Consider the following 16,014-nt stretch of genomic DNA (forward strand, 5'->3'; position numbering starts at 1 on the left):
TTTCCAAATGGAGGAGGGACTTCGATGTTACCGATGACCTATTGTCTGCGCTATGTGCTGTTGCTCGGCGCTCTGTTGTTTTCACCCCCGACACTGGCCAGCAGTGTGCTGGAAAATTCGCTGTGGCGCGTCGAACTCGATCCCGCCACGCTGGCGATCCGCGTCATCCCCGCAAAAAATTCGCCAGTGCAAGCCTCGTCGGGCGTTACTGGGCATGAGGTCAGCGACCTCAAACAAAGCGCCAATCGCATGGACTGGCAGTGGGATGACGGCGCCTGGACGCTGAGTGCCGCCCTCGATCAGCGTGACCTGTCCCTGTCCATCACGGCCCGCGATCCCGGTGAGCTGATCTTTCTGAAACAGCCCGGCAGTGCCATGGGCAAAGGACTGATCTGGCCGCTGGCCGAGGGGCGTTACGTGCCAGCCGGTGATCCGCTGTGGCAAACCTTTCTGCTCGATCAGGGGGCGTTCAACACCACCCAAGACCTGAGTTTGCCGCTGTGGGGCGTTGATCACGGTGGTTTCACGCTGAACTGGCTGATGACCAATCCTTACAACAATCGCCTGACCTTCAGCGCCGAAAACAACAACACCCTTGCTCTGGCTGTCCATCATCAATTCACGTCCCTTGAGCCCAATGCACCGCTAACCTTCAAGCTGTCGTTGGGTGATGCCGATCTGTTGGCGGGTGCCAAGCGCTATCGGAAATGGTTGGTCGATAACGGGCAATACGAAACCTTGAGCGACAAACTGCTGAAAACACCCGAAGCCAAAAAGCTCCTGGGGGCCAGTCATGTTTATCTGTGGGGTAACGACCTGCTCGGACCAGACGATGTTCGAAGCTGGCCAGCCTTGCTGAAAGGGTTGCGCGGTAACGGCGTATTGGCCAGCGAGTTACGTAACAGTTTTGACGCTGAAAGCACGCAGTTACTGGCCCGGGCTGAGCCGCCGCTTGATCGTTACCAGCAAGTCACGTTGCTCCGCAGCCTCAATGCTGCGCTCAACAAGAAGGCACGCAGCGGCTGGCAATCTGTCGTCGAACCGGACATGCAAAAATTGGCTGACGGCTACGGCTTGTTACGTGGAGAGCTGGCAGTGGCGTTCTCCGATGCTCTGACAGCAATACCGGAACGCTGGGGCAACACCTTGTCACCAACGACTATCGAACAACTGAAAGCTGCCGGATTGTCGCGATTATGGTTAGGCCTTGGCGAGGGTTGGGAAGGTGGTCTCTGGCACCCTGAAGCGGTGCGTCAAGGCGTTGCAGCAGGCTACCTGGTGGCGCCTTATGATTCCTATCAGACGGCGTTGACCATCACTGAAAATCCGGACTGGACCACCGCGCATCTGGGCTCCAAAGCCAATCAGGAATGTGCAGTCGTGTTGGAAACCGGGACGTTAAAAAGCGGGTTTCAGCAATCGGGGCATTACACCGATCCGCGTTGTGTTCGGCCATTGCTTGAGGCGCGCATCAGGGCTGTACATAGCAAGGCCGGGTTCAATAGCTGGTTTCTAGATGCCTATGCCACCGGTATGCTGTTCGACAGCTACCGTGTGGGGGCGACCATGACTCAGGCGCAAAATGCCGAGGACAACATCGACGGCTCGCGCTGGGTCAACGAGACGTTGAAGCTACCGACCGGTTCCGAGGATGGCAACGCCACCACGGCCCAAGGCGTACTGTTTGCCCACGGGATGCAGACACCGGTGATCGGCTGGGGGGATCCCGATATGAGCAAGAATCCGAAGTCGCCCTATTACCTGGGCCGCTGGTTTCCCAATGAGCAGCCGCAGGTTTTCTTCAAAACCGTGCCGATCAAGGAACCCTACCGCACGGTTCACTTTGCTCCGCAAACGCGCTTGCCGCTTTATCAGGCAGTGTTCCATGGCTCGGTCATCACCACCCATCATTGGCTGTTCGACAGCCTTAAGTTGAGCAATGTGCGCGCCGAGAATGAGCTGACTCAATTGCTCTACAACGTGCCGCCGCTGTATCACCTGAGTGCGGCGACGTTGAAGCAGCGGTTACCGGTGATTGCTCGGCAGGATGTTTTCTTCCGCCCGCTGCATGAGCGTCTGGCGACTCAGGCGATGACAGACTTCCGTTGGCTGACCGAGGATCGTCAGGTACAGCAGACAACGTTCGCCGATGGCACCAGACTGGTGGCAAATTTTGATTTACGCGAACGTGAAGTTGATGGGCGACAGCTGGCCGATCAAAGTATCACCGCGTTTGACGCGAATGGGGGAGTGGCAACCTATCAAGTCGCTGCGCAACGTTAGAAAACCTTCGCGACCTTGTTCGCGATAGCGTCCTGACAGGCTACGCCGGCTTACGCCAAACACTCGCCAACCAAGGCTGCTGCTCTCGCGGCAGCCCCTCCGGCCGGTAGTAATGCTCCAATTCCACAAACCCCGCCGCCGTCAGCAATTGCTGCCACGCCTCAAGATCGTGATAAGCCGCATAACGCGACCCATTCCACCCCTCCTGATTCTCGCCACGCGGATTGGAACTGAACAACACTCCTCCCGGCTTCAAAGCCCCGCGCAACTGCTTCAACACCCGAGGCAACTCCTGACGCGGAATATGAAACAACACCGCATTGGCAAAAATCCCATCGAAGCGTTCAGCCGGTAGATCGAGTTTCAAGAAGTCCTGCTGCCAGACCTCGCAACCGCTGTCCTCGCGCGCCATGTGCGTGAACTTCTCTGAACCATCGAGGCCGACCGCCGTGTGGCCCATTCGGGTGAAGGTCTGCAGGTCGCGGCCGGGACCGCAGCCAAAGTCGAGAATGTCGAACGGAGCCTGGCCCTGAATATGCCGCAACAGAGCATCAATGTTCTGGCTGACATCATGATCGCGAGTCCCTTCGCGGAAACCTTCGGCCACCGAGTTGTAATGGCCCAGGGTGGTGGCAGTGATCTGCTCGAGGTCGGTGGGAGTCTGTTTCATGGTCGGCTGCGCAGGCAATTGGGGTTTGCCGAATATACGCCATGAGGCCGGGGACTTGCCTCCTCGTCACAATAAGCGTTCGCAACTTGCCTAGCGCTTATTCAATCCACGCGCCAACCGATCCCCGCCCAATTGAATCACCGCCACCAACACCACCAGCAACACAATCACCGTCAACATGATCTGGCTATCAAACCGCTGATACCCGTAGCGATAAGCGATGTCCCCCAACCCACCGGCACCAATCGCCCCGGCCATGGCCGACGAGTTGATCATCGTCACCAACGTAATCGTGAAACCGCCGACAATCCCCGGCAACGCCTCAGGCAGCAGCACATGCCAAACGATGTGTCGGCGCCGGCAACCCATCGCTTGCGCGGCTTCGATCAGCCCGTGATCGACCTCCCGCAAACTGACTTCGGCGATGCGCGCAAAGAACGGCGTGGCAGCAATCGTCAGCGGCACCACGGCGGCCCAGACACCGTACGTGGTGCCGACGATCAACCGTGTAAACGGAATCAACGCCACCATCAGAATCAGAAACGGAATCGAGCGAAACAGGTTCACGAACGCACCCAATGCGCGGTTCAGCGCCGTTGCTTCGTAGATCCCACCCTTGGAACTGGTGACCAGGATCACCGCCAGCGGAATGCCCGCCAGCAGCGCGATCAATGATGAAACGCCGACCATCAGGAAGGTGTCGATGAAGCCTTGCAGCAAGCGATCAAACCACATAACCCAGCACCTCCACCTGTTGCGCCCAGTTGCCGGCGCGTTGGCGCAGTTCCTCAGCACCGAGGGACGAACCGGTCACCGCCAACAGCAGTTGCCCGAGCGCATGGCCCTGAATCCGCTCCACACCACCTTGCAGCAAGCGCACGCGACCGCCGAGGGCACCGAACAGCGCCGCCAGATCTGGCTCGTCATGAGCCGCACCAGTGAATTGCAGTCGCAGTACCACCGCGTCATCCGAGGACTGCGGCTGCACACGCAAACGGCTTTGCAGTTCTTCTGGCAGGCCGTGTTGCAATGGCGCCAGCAAGGTTTTGCTGACCTCGTGCTGCGGGTTGCCAAAGACTTCCCAGACCGGCCCTTGTTCGACGATTCGCCCGTGCTCCAGCACGACGACCCGATCACAGATATCGCGAATCACTGCCATCTCGTGAGTGATCAGCACAATGGTCAGGCCCAGGCGCTGATTGATCTCGCGCAGCAGGCCGAGGATTGATTGCGTGGTTTGCGGGTCCAGCGCCGAAGTGGCTTCGTCGCACAGTAGTATCGCCGGGTCGTGCACCAGTGCCCGAGCGATGCCGACGCGCTGTTTCTGCCCACCGGAAAGCTGCGCCGGGTAGGCCTTGTGCTTCTCTTGCAGTCCTACCAGTTCGAGCAATTCGCGGACTTTGTGCTCGCGTTTGTCCTTCGGCACACCGGCGACTTTCAGTGGCAACTCGACGTTCTGCCAAACCGTCTTGGCTGACATCAGGTTGAAGTGCTGGAAGATCATGCCGATGCGCCGACGCAGCGCTACCAGGCGGTCTTCGTCGAATTCACGGATGTCGACCTGATCGATCAGCACACGGCCTGTGCTCGGTTGTTCCAGACGGTTGATGGTGCGGATCAGCGACGATTTGCCGGCGCCGCTGCGGCCGATGATGCCGAACACTTCGCCGCGCTGGATCGCCAGGTCGATGCCGTGCAGGGCGGCCACCGGACCTTGCTGGCCGTTGTAGGTTTTGCCCAGGCCGATGAAGCGCACGTGGGCGCGGTTGAGTTCTGGATGCAGTTCGGTGTGTTCAGCTTGCTGAGGCTCCGGAACATCCAGTCGCCGTTGGATCGCGGCCGTCATGTTCAACTTTCCCAACCGGCTTGGTAAAGCTTGCCGTGGGCTTTATCCAAGGCTGCGCGCACGGCCGGCGAATGCTGGTAGATGTCGACGAATTTGATCAGGCGCGGGTCGGTTTTGCTTTTCGGCTGGATCACGAACTGGATCACGTATTCCTTGTGATCGAGGCCGTCGAACAGCAGGGCAGAGCTGGCATCGAAGGTCTTCGACAAGCGAATGTAGGCCGGGTAGCCCTGGACCAGATCGGCGTCGTCATAGGCTCGTACCAGTTGCACGGCTTCGACCTGAAGGATTTTGAGCTTCTTCGGATTGGCGATGATGTCTTCTTCGGTGGCGTTGTAGCCGACACCCGGTTTGAGCGTGATCAGCCCGGCCTTGGCCAACAGTTGCAAACCACGACCGCTGTTGATCGGGTCGTTGGCAATCGCCACGCTGGCGCCTTCTGGCAGTTCTTCGAAGCTTTTGTATTTCTTCGAGTAGAGGCCGACGTTGTTGATGATCCCCGGTGCGAACGGCACCAGGTCGAAACCGGCGGCGGCCTTGGCGTTTTCCAGGAACGGGATGTGCTGGAAGTAATTTACGTCGATGTCACCGGCGGCGAGGCTGACGTTGGGCGCGATCCAGTCGCTGAACTCCACGAGTTCGACTTTCAGGCCTTGTTTGTTGGCTTCTTCGACGGCGGCTTCCAAGGGAATGGCGAAGGCGGCGGTGGTACCGACTTTCAACGCTGCATCGGCAGCGAAGGTGACGGAGCTGAAAAGGCCGAGGGCCAGGGCCAGTGCTTTGACTGGGTGGGTTAAGAGTTTCTTGGTCATGATGAGTTTTCCAGTCAGTGCATAGAGGTGTGGTGTTTGTTAGGGCCTCTTCGCGGGCAAGCCTCGCTCCTACAGGAGATTGCGTGCTCTTGTAGGAGCGAGGCTCGCCCGCGAAGCTTTTAACGGCGGAACGCAGAACCAGTGTGTTGCTTGGGCAAATGCGCCTCGCCGTGAAACAGCTTCTCCCGCAGGCTGCCGGTGTCGTAAGCGGTCTTGTACGACCCTCTGCGTTGCAATTCGGGAATCACCCGTTCAATGAAGTCCACGTAACTTTCCGGCGTGACAATCCGCGTCAGGTTGAAGCCATCCAGCCCGGTTTCTGCGATCCACGATTCCAGCTCATCGGCTACTTGCTCGGGCGAACCGACCACGGTGATGTAGCGTCCTCCGAGGGCGTGTTGCTCGAGTAATTTGCGGCGGGTCCAGTCGTTGTTTTGCAGGTTCCTGGTGGCGGACTGGATCGCGTTGCTCTTCACGTACTGGATCGGTTCGTCGATGGTGTATTCGGAGAAATCGATCCCGGTGGACGCCGAGAAATGCGCCACGCCGGCCTCGGCACTGGCGTAGCTCAAGTATTCGGCATGCTTGGCCCAGGCCGCCTCTTCGGATTCGCCGACAATCACGTTCAGCCCCATGAACACCTTGATGTCCTCGGGGTTGCGCCCGGCCTCGACGGCACTGGCGCGAACCTTGTCCACTTGAACTTTGGTCGACGGTTTGTTCTGGCCGCTGATGAACACGCATTCGGCATGACGCCCGGCGAACAGCAAACCGCGATCCGAACTGCCGGCCTGGAACAGCACCGGCGTGCGCTGCGGCGAGGGTTCGCAGAGGTGATAACCCTCGACCTGATAGAACTCGCCCTTGTGCTCGACCTTGTGCACTTTCTCGGGCTGCGCGTAGATCCGCTGCTGCGGATCGTTAAGCACCGCGCCGTTTTCCCAACTGCCTTCCCAGAGTTTGTAGAGCACTTGCAGGTATTCATCGGCCTGGTCGTAACGACGGTCGTGTTCCACCTGTTCGCTCAAGCCCATGGCCTTGGCGGCGCTGTCGAGGTAGCCGGTGACGATGTTCCAGCCGACCCGGCCGCGACTCAGGTGATCGAGCGTGGACAGGCGTCGGGCGAACAGATACGGCGGTTCGTAAGTCAGGTTGGCAGTGAGTCCGAAGCCGAGGTTTTTGGTGACCGCAGCCATCGCCGAAACCAGCAGCAGCGGATCATTGACCGGCAATTGAATTGACTCTTTGAGCGGCACATCCACTGAGTTTTGGTAGACGTCGTAAACCCCGACGATGTCAGCGATGAACAGACCATCGAACAGGCCACGCTCCAGCAGTTGCGCCAGTTCGGTCCAGTATTCGATCGTTTTGTACTGAGTGGAGTTGTCCCGTGGGTGCGTCCACAGACCATGGTTGATGTGCCCGATGCAGTTCATGTTGAACGCGTTGAGCAGAATCTTCTTTTTGGGGTCGGCCATCAGATAGTCCCTCGCAACGGAGGGTTTTCATCGTTGAGGTAGTAATTGCCGACCGCGTGATACTTCCAGCGCACCGGGTCGTGCAGCGTGTGCACCCGAGCGTTGCGCCAGTGGCGATCCAGGCCGTGTTCGATCAGGGTTGCCTGGCTGCCCGCCAGTTCAAACAGCGTGCTGCCAGCGGCGAGGGAAATCTCGGTGCTGATAGCGCGGGCTTCGGCGACGGCAATTGAAGCAGCGGCGACGGTCTCGGCGTTGGTGTCGGCCTGCGCTTTGTCGAGGAATTCGCCGGAGCGTTCCAGCAAGGCTTCGGCGGCGTGCAGACGAATGCTCAAGTGGCCGAAGCTCTTGATGGTCAGCGGGTCCTCGGTGGCGTTGTCGTTGCCGGAATCGATCCACGGCCGAGTCTTGGTGCGCACGAAATGCAGCGCATCTTCATAGGCAGCCCGGGCGATGCCGGTGTCGATGGCGGCGTGAAGAATCTGCGCCAACGGGCCGACGGTGGTCGGGCGCTCGAACGCACTTTGAAACGGAATCACGTCTTCGGCGGCGACGTAGACATCTTCAAACACCACCGAACCGCTGCCGGTGGTGCGCTGGCCGAAGCCGCTCCAGTCGTCGATCACCGTCAAGCCTTTGCTGTTGCGCGGCACGAACGCCAATTGCTGCACGCCGTTTTCATCCACTACCGAGGTCGGAATGCGCTGGGCGTAAATCGCCCCGGTGGCGTAGAACTTGCGGCCGTTGATGCGATAGCCGCTGCTGTCACGGGTCAGGCTGGTGACGCGGTCATGGGCGGTTTTAGTGCCCAGTTCCGCGAGGGCATTGCCGAAACGTTGGCCGGCCAGTACCTCGGCGTATAGGCGCTTTTTCTGTTCGGCGCTGCCGTTCACGCGGAGCACTTCGAGTGCATAGAAATGGTTCTGCGGGATTTGTCCGAGAGAGCCGTCAGCCTGGGCAATCAGCGCGATCACTTTGGCCAGGGTGACGTTGGAAACCCCGGCGCCGCCGTATTCTTTTGGCACGCTGATGCCCCAAAGTCCCGAGCGGGAAAACACTTCCAGTTCCGGGTGCGGCAAACGGCGTTCGCGGTCGCGCAGGGCGCTGTCGCGTTTGAAGTCTTCGGCCAGGTCACTGGCGACAATCAGGGCTTGCTCATCGCTGGTTATGACCGCGACGTGGTGAGAAAGAGTCATGTGTTTCTCCAGAGATCTGGTCGTTAAATCCAGGAGTGGCGAGCGGGTAGCGTGCCATTGAGGTGGTAAGTCCCGACCGCGTGATATTTCCAGCGCACCGGGTCGTGCAGCGTGTGCACGCGGGCGTTGCGCCAGTGGCGGTCGAGGTTGAATTCGGCGAGGGTGGCGCGGCTGCCGGCCAGTTCGAAAAGCTTTTCGCTGGCCAGCAGCGAGATCTCGGTGGTCAGCACTTTGGCTTCGGCCACGGCAATCGAGGCGCGGGCGGCAGACTCGGCGGTGAGCGGCGCGGCGCTGACCTGATCGAGCACTTGCCCGGCCTTGCGCAGCAGCGCTTCGGCGGCGTGCAATTCGATCTTCAGTTTGCCGATGTCGGCAATCACATAGAGATCGTCGCTGGCCCGTTCGACCTTGGCGTCGATCCACGGTCGTGCACGGGTTTTCACGAATTCGATGGCGTCGTCGATGGCGCCTCGGGCGATGCCGGCGTCAATGGCTGCTTGTATCAACTGCGACACGGCGCCCTGAGTGTTCGGGCTGTCATTGATCTTCCAGTTTTCCACCACCAGCTCGGCGTCGACCTGCACGTTATTGAGCAAAAGGGTGCCGCTGGCGGTGGTGCGTTGGCCGAAGCCCGACCAGTCATCAACGATGCGCAGGCCCGGTGTACCGCGGCGGACGAAGGCCAGCACTTGCTTGCCGTCGTCGTTCAGCGCCTTGACGGCAACCCAGTGGGCGAACAGCGCGCCGGTGGAATAAAACTTCTGCCCGTTGAGGACGAAGCCGTCACCGTCAGCGGTGATTCGTGCCTTGAGTTCAAGGGTGTTTTTGGTGCCGCGCTCAGGTCCTGCGTTACCGATCCGCCAGCCGTCGAGCACGCTTTTGAACAGCTGTTTTTTTTGCGATTCGGTGGCGCTGCCGAGCACCAGATTGAGAATGCCGAACTGGTTCTGCGGGATCTGTCCCAAGGCCGGGTCGGCCGCGGAAATGATCGCGAATACTTCGGCAAGGGTGACGAACGAAACCTGTGGGCCACCGTACTCACGCGGGATCGCAATGCTGCCCAGGCCGCTGCGGGTGAACTGTTCGATTTCCGACCACGGCAGCTTGCGCTGCTGGTCGCGTTTGGCTGCTTGCAGGCGGGCGACTTGCGCCAGCTCATGGGCAGCCTTGATGGCTTGTGCGTCGTTGCGCAAGACCTGCGCGGGCAACAACAGCGGGGCGATGTCCAGATCACTCTGGACGATTGCATCTGCCAGACTGGACATCAGTGCCGCTCCTTGGCTGCACGCAATGCCCTGGCGATCTGCACTGGGGTGATTGTGTTCCGGACCATACCTACCTCACATCTCATGGAAACGCCGCGAGGGTTGCGGCGAACGAAAACAAGAATGTCCGGTGGTCCGGTGCATATACCCTAAGCGCGCATAAAAAATAAATAAACTAACTTTTAGGAATATGCATAGAAGGTACGTCTCACACCCGATGGATGAGTTGGCACGCGCCCTTGTAGCAGCTGGCGAAGCCTGCGTTCAGCTGCGCAGCAGTCGTAAATCCTGAATCCGCGATTAACCTGAATGACCGCGGCGACTGGTTTCACGACTGCTGCGCAGCTGAACGCAGGCTTCGCCAGCGGCTACAGGGATCTCAGAATTTGCGGGGTTCGGCAGCCATTAACATTTCCTTCGGCCGAGCCTTCAAGTAGGGATTGGCGCAACCAATCTTCAGCCTGCGTGGCGGTGCCCAGCGGGAGTTGTTACCCACCCGGTCGAGGATGCAGTAAGTCACTTCCAGCCGCAGGTCTTCGCCGGCTTCGAGAATGATCGCCGCAGGCACCCAGACCTGTATCGGCTGGCCGACATCACCTGCCTTGAGTCGTGGCAGATCCATGCGCACATCGCCCCAGCGCAGGGTGATTTCGTCGTCGGCGGCCATGTTCAGGTAAGGCTCGATGGTCAGCGGAACCCCGCGCTTGATCTGGTTCGGATTGACCCCCTGACGGCGAATGGTCTCGGGAATGTTCACGGGCTCCAGACTCTGGTTTTCATCGCCGCACAGCGCAGACGGTTGGCCACCGGGGCAGTCGAGTTTGATCTGCACCCGTCTGGCGACTGACAGGGTTGGCCCTTGCCCGATCTGCATGATCCGGTAGTGAACGCGCGAGGTGCCATTGGCGATGAAGCTCTCGGGGACACGCAGTTGGACCGGTTGGCCGACATCGTTGGCCGTAAGCACTCTGGAAGCCACGTAGCAGTGGTCCCAGAACAGTTCGATCAAGTCGCCTTCGTCCATGCAGGGGTAAGGCGCCACGTCGATCAGCAGGTGAGCCGCCGAGGTGATGTTGATGCAGGTCTTGTGAGATTGCGCCAGGGTCGGGGCCGCAAGTTCGGGTTTGTTCGAAGTGTTTGTCATGGGTTTCTCCTTGAAGCCTGCAGCGAAGTCCGTTTCTGAAAGTTCGAAAGGCGTGAATTGCCGAGCAACAAGATTATTCACTATTTACGAGTTTAAATAATGAATGAGTGCGGGATTCGACGCCTGTTGGAGACTAGATAAGAGTTCGCTTGAACAGGTGTCAATAGAGCTGGCTAGTTAAGTAGGGTATCTAGGGTTATTCAGAAAGATCCTACGCATTGACGTTAATAAGCTGCACCGCTCTGTCGAACTTTACCCAGATTTTATGGGCTTTGAGCGCGTTGTTGGCGGCGAGATCAGTTCGGTTGGGAGGCTGGATTTGACGGATTATAGGCGAGGTTAATCTGTTGCTGGACATATATATGTACCGCGCGCAGCGTTGAGTAAATATCTATTATTCGGAAGGGCCGAGAGATTCTATTAGCGGAGTAGTTGTCACTTCCATCCATGGAAGTTAATAAGGGTGAGCTGATGTTTCAGTGGTGAGCGTTATTCAAGAACTTGCTGAGGAACTGTTTAGTCCGCTCTTCTTTCGGATTGGCAAACAGCGCCTTGGCTTCGCCTTGCTCGACGATCACACCCTTGTCGAAAAACACCACGCGGTTCGCCACGTCCCGGGCAAAGCCCATTTCGTGGGTGACGATGACCATGGTGCGTTTCTCCTCGGCCAGGCTGCGGATGGTCGCCAGCACTTCACCGACCAGCTCTGGGTCGAGCGCTGAGGTCGGTTCATCAAACAGGATGACTTCCGGTTCCATCGCCAGTGCACGGGCAATCGCCACACGCTGTTGCTGACCACCGGAAAGGCGTCGTGGGTAAGCGTCTTCCTTGCCCGCCAGGCCAACCCTGGCCAAGAGCTTTTTACCCAAGGCAACGGCTTCGGCATGTGGGATTTTTTTCACCACGATCGGGCCTTCGATGACGTTTTCCAGGGCCGTGCGATGAGGAAACAGGTTGAAGTTCTGGAACACGAAACCTACGTGCTGGCGTAACCGTCGTACCAGACCTTGCTGCTGGTTCAGCGGACGACTGCCATCGATCTCGATGTCACCGACCTTGATCCGGCCGCTGGTGGGCTCTTCCAGAAAATTCAGGCAACGCAGGAACGTGGTCTTGCCCGAGCCGCTAGGCCCGATGATTGCCACCACCTCGCCTTCCTTCACCTGCAGATCGATGCCGTTGAGCACCACTTGACCCTTGAACTGCTTTGTCAGTTTTTCCACGACAATCATTGGGTCAGGACTCCTGGTCGTGCCGATTGACCCGCGCTTCCAACTGATTCTGGAAGTGCGACAGCACCGTTGCCAGAATCCAGTAGATCACCGCGGCGGCAAGATACATGGTGAAAATTTCGAAGGTGCGAGCGGTGATCAGCTGCGCCTGACGGAACAGCTCCGGCACCTGAATGGTGGCTGCCAGCGCGGTGTCCTTGACCAGCGAAATGAAGCTGTTGCCCAGCGGCGGCAACGCCGTGCGCATCGCTTGCGGCAGGATGGCCCGGCGCAGGGTCTGCGCGCGAGTCATGCCGATACTCGCAGCAGCTTCCCACTGGCCGCGTTCAATCGAACTGATCGCGGAACGGAGGATTTCACAGGCATAAGCGGCCATGTTCAGCGAGAGGCCGATCAGGGCTGCCGGTATCGGATCCAGTTCGAGACCCAATTGCGGCAAGCCGAAATAGATCATGAACAGTTGCACCAGCAACGGCGTGCCGCGAAAGAACGACACGTAGATGCGGGCCAGCCAGCTCACCAGTTTGAGGCGCGACAGGCGCATCAACGCCAGGCCGAAGCCCAACAGCAAGCCGAAGAACATGCCGCCCAGGCTGAGGATGACCGTAAAGTACACGCCCTTCAGCAGGAAGGGCACGGACTCCAGTACGAGTTGGAAAGCCGCTTCCATTATTTAGTGACGTCAGCGCTGAAGTATTTTTCCGAAAGCTTGGTCAGCGTACCGTCGGCACGCAGCTTGTCGATCGCCTTGTTCACGGCAGCCAGCAGCTCTGGCTCGCCTTTGCGCAGGGCAATACCGGCTTCCTGACGGGAGAACGCTTCGCCGGCGGCGGTAGTGTCCTTGGCCTTCTTGGCGTATTCCAGCGCGGCGAGACGGTCGATCAGAATGGCGTCAATGCGGCCGACGCGCAGGTCCTGGAACTTGGTCGGGTCATCTTCGTAGGTGCGGATGTCAGCGCCCGGCACATTGGCTTTCACCCACTGCTCGTAGTTGGTGCCCAGGCCCACACCGACTTTCTTGCCAGCCAGATCGGCGGCGGTCTTGATGCTGTCTTTGTTCTTGGTCAGAACCAGCGCCTGAATCCCGGAAACGGTGTACGGCTCGGAGAAGTCATACTTCTTCTTGCGCTCGTCCGAGATGGTCACCTGGTTGATCACCGCGTCCAGACGCTTGGATTCCAGCGCTGCGAGGATGCCGTCCCATTTGGTCGGTTGCAGTTTGACCTTCACGCCCAGCTCTTTGGCCAGGGCTTCGGAGAACTCGACTTCGAAGCCAGCCAGCTTGCCGTCGGCGTCGACGAAACTGAACGGTGGGTAAGTGCCTTCCAGGCCGACGTTGATCACGCCAGCGTCTTTGATTTTTTGCAGCTGCTCACCGGCAATTGCTTGCCCCAACAGACCGGCGCTCAGCGCCAGGCCCAGCGAACCAACCAGCAGATTTCGACGTAGTGCGGAAAAATTCATGACAAGCCCCTGTGTTTTCTTATGGAAGACGCTTTAGGAAAGTTGGCAAATTCGGGATTTAAACGACTGCGATATCCTGCCCTAAAGCAGCGTATGCGTCTCGCTGCAAATTCGCCTGCGGCGTGACTATATGACGAGGCTTTTAGATAGGAAAATAATAAATATTATGTTTGTTATTTTTTTTTGGAATAAGTGTAATTCCACACTCCCGCGTGGAATCCTCGGTCAAAGAAAGTCTTTGTAGGCAAACAATGCCGGTGCCCCACCGGTGTGCAAGAAGATGATCGGGCCGTCATCGAACCGCTGACGACCGATTCCGTCGAGCAACCCGGCCATGGCCTTGCCGGTGTAGACCGGATCGAGCAACAGCCCTTCCTGGCTCGCCACCAGCTTCACCGCCGACAGTGTCCCGGCATTCGGCTCGCCATAGCGCGGGCCGAAATACTCGTCCCACAACTCGACCTTGAAACTGTCTGGCAGGCTCATACCCAGCAGCTCGGCAGTACGTTCGGCGAGGTCTTGGACTTTCGGGCGCTGATCTTCATCGCTGCGGGAAACCGTGACACCAATCACTGGCAAATCCGGCAGTACTTCGCTCAACGCCAGTGCCAGACCGCTGTGGGTCCCGGCACTGCCCGAGGCCAGGACCACGGCGGCGAATGCCAGCCCGGTGTCCTTGATCTGCTCGGCCAGCTCCAGCCCGGCGCGCACATAACCTAACGCGCCCAATGCATTCGAGCCACCAATCGGCACCCGATACGGCTTCTTGCCGTTGTTGCGTAGACGGTCGGCCAAGGCTTGCAGTTGGTCGTCAGCGTTGTCGAGGTTCTCCACCAACTCGACCTTGGCATCGAACAGGTCCAGCAACAGTCGATTGCCGTTGCCGACATAGTTAGCGTCGTCGGTACCCAAGGGGTTTTCCAGCAGCGCTATGCAGCCCAGGCCGAGCTTGGCCGCAATGGCGGCAGTCTGGCGCACGTGGTTGGACTGAAGCGCACCCGCGGTGATCAAGGTGTCGGCACCTTGTGCCAGCGCATCGGCCGCCAGGTACTCGAGTTTGCGCAGCTTGTTGCCGCCCATGGCCAGCGGCGTCAGGTCATCGCGCTTGACGTACACATCGCGGCCCAGCCAGGTCGACAAGCGTTCGAGTTTTTCCAGGGCGGTAGGATGACCGAGAAGGTCGAGGCGATTAAAGCGGGCAAGCTGTTGTTTGATCATGGGGTCCGTACTGGCGGAGGGAGATGACAGGACTATAGGCACGCCAATTTAGCGGGGCAACCGGCATTCGACTTATACCCAAAAGTGCTGAGCACAGCACAATCGGTTCTTAATTCGCCTTCCAGGCCATGCCGTAGAGTAATTGCCAATAACGCGGCCAGGCAGTCCGGCCGCCCGTGAGGAGTTTTTACCGTGAGCGAGCGTTCCAGTCATTGGCAACTGCAGACCATCGTCAGTCAACTGCGCACGGCGCGTGACCAGTGGCGCGCACAAAATGGCCGAGCCAGCACCGAACAGGGCGGTCGCGAGTTGCCTTCCCGAGCGGCCATGGCAGAGATTCTCGAAGCCCTCTGTGGCGCGTTGTTCCCAATGCGCCTGGGACCGGTGGATTTGCGCGAGGAGAGTGAAGACTTCTACGTCGGCCATACGCTGGACGTTGCGTTGAACGCGTTGCTGGCTCAGGCGCGACTCGAATTGCGCTACGCCGCTCGCCACAGTGACCAGGCCGACACCGAAGTCGAGGCCAAAACGATTCAGATCATTCAGGACTTCGCCCTCGCATTACCGGGGCTGCGCAGTCTGCTCGACACCGATGTGCTGGCGGCCTATCACGGCGATCCGGCGGCTCGCAGTGTCGATGAAGTGTTGCTGTGCTATCCGGGGATTCTGGCGGTGATTCACCATCGCCTGGCCCATCATTTGTACCGCGCCGGATTGCCGTTGCTGGCACGGATCAGCGCGGAAATCGCCCACTCGGCCACCGGCATCGACATTCACCCTGGCGCGCAGATTGGTCGCAGCTTCTTCATCGATCACGGGACGGGCGTGGTGATCGGCGAGACAGCAATTATTGGTGAGCGTGTGCGGATTTATCAGGCCGTGACCTTGGGCGCCAAACGCTTCCCGGCGGATGAGGACGGCCAATTGCAGAAGGGCCATCCACGGCATCCAATTGTTGAGGATGATGTGGTGATCTATGCCGGGGCGACGATTCTGGGCCGAATCACCATCGGCAAGGGTTCGACCATTGGCGGTAATGTCTGGATGACCCGCAGCGTGCCGGCGGGGAGCAACCTGACTCAGGCGAATCTGCAGCATGATGATGGGACGCAGAAGTAAGCCCAGAAATTTCTGCTGACTGTTCTGCCCTCATCGTCGGAGCGCCGCCCGGAGCGAGCTTGCTCGCGATTGATTTCAAGCCGAACCGGGATAATGGCATTTAGTTAATTTCCCACTGAACGAATCCTCCAAATCCCACCTCATACCCTTCCTTGAGCTAGCGTACAAAACACACCGCCGAGCCTTGCGATTAGTCCTTAGCGCCCTATCCATGTTTAACTTGAACGCTCATTCAAGTTAAACCGCCGGTTTGCTGCCCGCTCACAACAGGAGGCTTGCCCTTGCCGAGT

The 16,014-nt window shown here is 58.8% G+C and carries 14 protein-coding genes; 2 read left to right on the forward strand and 12 right to left on the reverse strand.

Annotated features, from left to right (window positions below; all coding sequences use genetic code 11):
* Positions 1-33: 33 nt before the first annotated feature.
* Positions 34-2,283, forward strand: coding sequence for a glycoside hydrolase (locus QK293_RS11475; RefSeq protein ID WP_282377453.1), 2,250 nt, complete (start codon positions 34-36; stop codon positions 2,281-2,283).
* A 40-nt stretch (positions 2,284-2,323) separates the two neighbouring features.
* Here QK293_RS11475 and QK293_RS11480 read toward each other — a convergent pair whose 3' ends face one another.
* The 12 genes from QK293_RS11480 to QK293_RS11535 form a co-directional block, all read right to left on the reverse strand.
* Positions 2,324-2,953, reverse strand: coding sequence for a class I SAM-dependent methyltransferase (locus tag QK293_RS11480; RefSeq protein WP_282377396.1), 630 nt, complete (start codon positions 2,951-2,953; stop codon positions 2,324-2,326).
* A gap of 90 nt (positions 2,954-3,043) precedes the next feature.
* Positions 3,044-3,688, reverse strand: coding sequence for a methionine ABC transporter permease (locus tag QK293_RS11485; RefSeq protein ID WP_282377397.1), 645 nt, complete (start codon positions 3,686-3,688; stop codon positions 3,044-3,046).
* Positions 3,678-4,799 carry an ATP-binding cassette domain-containing protein gene (locus QK293_RS11490; RefSeq protein WP_282377398.1) on the reverse strand — a complete coding sequence of 374 codons (1,122 nt, stop codon included), beginning with the start codon at positions 4,797-4,799 and terminating at the stop codon, positions 3,678-3,680. Before QK293_RS11490 ends, QK293_RS11485 begins: the two co-directional genes overlap by 11 nt.
* Positions 4,800-4,801: 2 nt before the next feature.
* Positions 4,802-5,611 carry a MetQ/NlpA family ABC transporter substrate-binding protein gene (locus tag QK293_RS11495; RefSeq protein ID WP_282377399.1) on the reverse strand — a complete coding sequence of 270 codons (810 nt, stop codon included), beginning with the start codon at positions 5,609-5,611 and terminating at the stop codon, positions 4,802-4,804.
* 119 nt (positions 5,612-5,730) lie between these two features.
* Positions 5,731-7,089 carry an LLM class flavin-dependent oxidoreductase gene (locus QK293_RS11500; RefSeq protein ID WP_282377400.1) on the reverse strand — a complete coding sequence of 453 codons (1,359 nt, stop codon included), beginning with the start codon at positions 7,087-7,089 and terminating at the stop codon, positions 5,731-5,733.
* On the reverse strand, positions 7,089-8,282 hold the full coding sequence (locus QK293_RS11505; protein ID WP_282377401.1) for an SfnB family sulfur acquisition oxidoreductase: 1,194 nt from the start codon (positions 8,280-8,282) through the stop codon (positions 7,089-7,091). Before QK293_RS11505 ends, QK293_RS11500 begins: the two co-directional genes overlap by 1 nt.
* A gap of 23 nt (positions 8,283-8,305) precedes the next feature.
* The gene (locus QK293_RS11510) at positions 8,306-9,547 is read right to left on the reverse strand and encodes an SfnB family sulfur acquisition oxidoreductase (RefSeq protein ID WP_282377402.1); all 1,242 of its coding nucleotides are present in this window, start codon (positions 9,545-9,547) and stop codon (positions 8,306-8,308) included.
* A gap of 379 nt (positions 9,548-9,926) precedes the next feature.
* A complete protein-coding gene (locus QK293_RS11515) occupies positions 9,927-10,691 on the reverse strand; it encodes a hypothetical protein (RefSeq protein WP_282377403.1) in 765 nt (254 codons plus the stop codon).
* Between the two features lie 476 nt (positions 10,692-11,167).
* Positions 11,168-11,923 (reverse strand): L-cystine ABC transporter ATP-binding protein TcyN, encoded by a 756-nt coding sequence (gene tcyN, locus QK293_RS11520; protein WP_282377404.1) that lies wholly within the window; start codon positions 11,921-11,923, stop codon positions 11,168-11,170.
* 4 nt (positions 11,924-11,927) lie between these two features.
* Positions 11,928-12,593 (reverse strand): cystine ABC transporter permease, encoded by a 666-nt coding sequence (gene tcyL / locus QK293_RS11525; protein WP_282377405.1) that lies wholly within the window; start codon positions 12,591-12,593, stop codon positions 11,928-11,930.
* Positions 12,593-13,387, reverse strand: coding sequence for a cystine ABC transporter substrate-binding protein (tcyJ, locus tag QK293_RS11530; protein WP_282377406.1), 795 nt, complete (start codon positions 13,385-13,387; stop codon positions 12,593-12,595). The genes tcyL and tcyJ overlap by 1 nt, the downstream gene beginning before the upstream one ends.
* A gap of 225 nt (positions 13,388-13,612) precedes the next feature.
* The gene (locus QK293_RS11535; RefSeq protein ID WP_282377407.1) at positions 13,613-14,605 is read right to left on the reverse strand and encodes a D-cysteine desulfhydrase; all 993 of its coding nucleotides are present in this window, start codon (positions 14,603-14,605) and stop codon (positions 13,613-13,615) included.
* 192 nt (positions 14,606-14,797) lie between these two features.
* Here QK293_RS11535 and epsC point away from each other — a divergent pair, with 192 nt between their 5' ends.
* Entirely contained in the window at positions 14,798-15,724 is a 927-nt protein-coding gene (gene epsC, locus QK293_RS11540) for a serine O-acetyltransferase EpsC (protein ID WP_282377408.1), read from the forward strand.
* Positions 15,725-16,014: the final 290 nt, after the last annotated feature.

The organism is Pseudomonas sp. AL03, from assembly GCF_029960815.1.
Lineage (GTDB): Bacteria > Pseudomonadota > Gammaproteobacteria > Pseudomonadales > Pseudomonadaceae > Aquipseudomonas.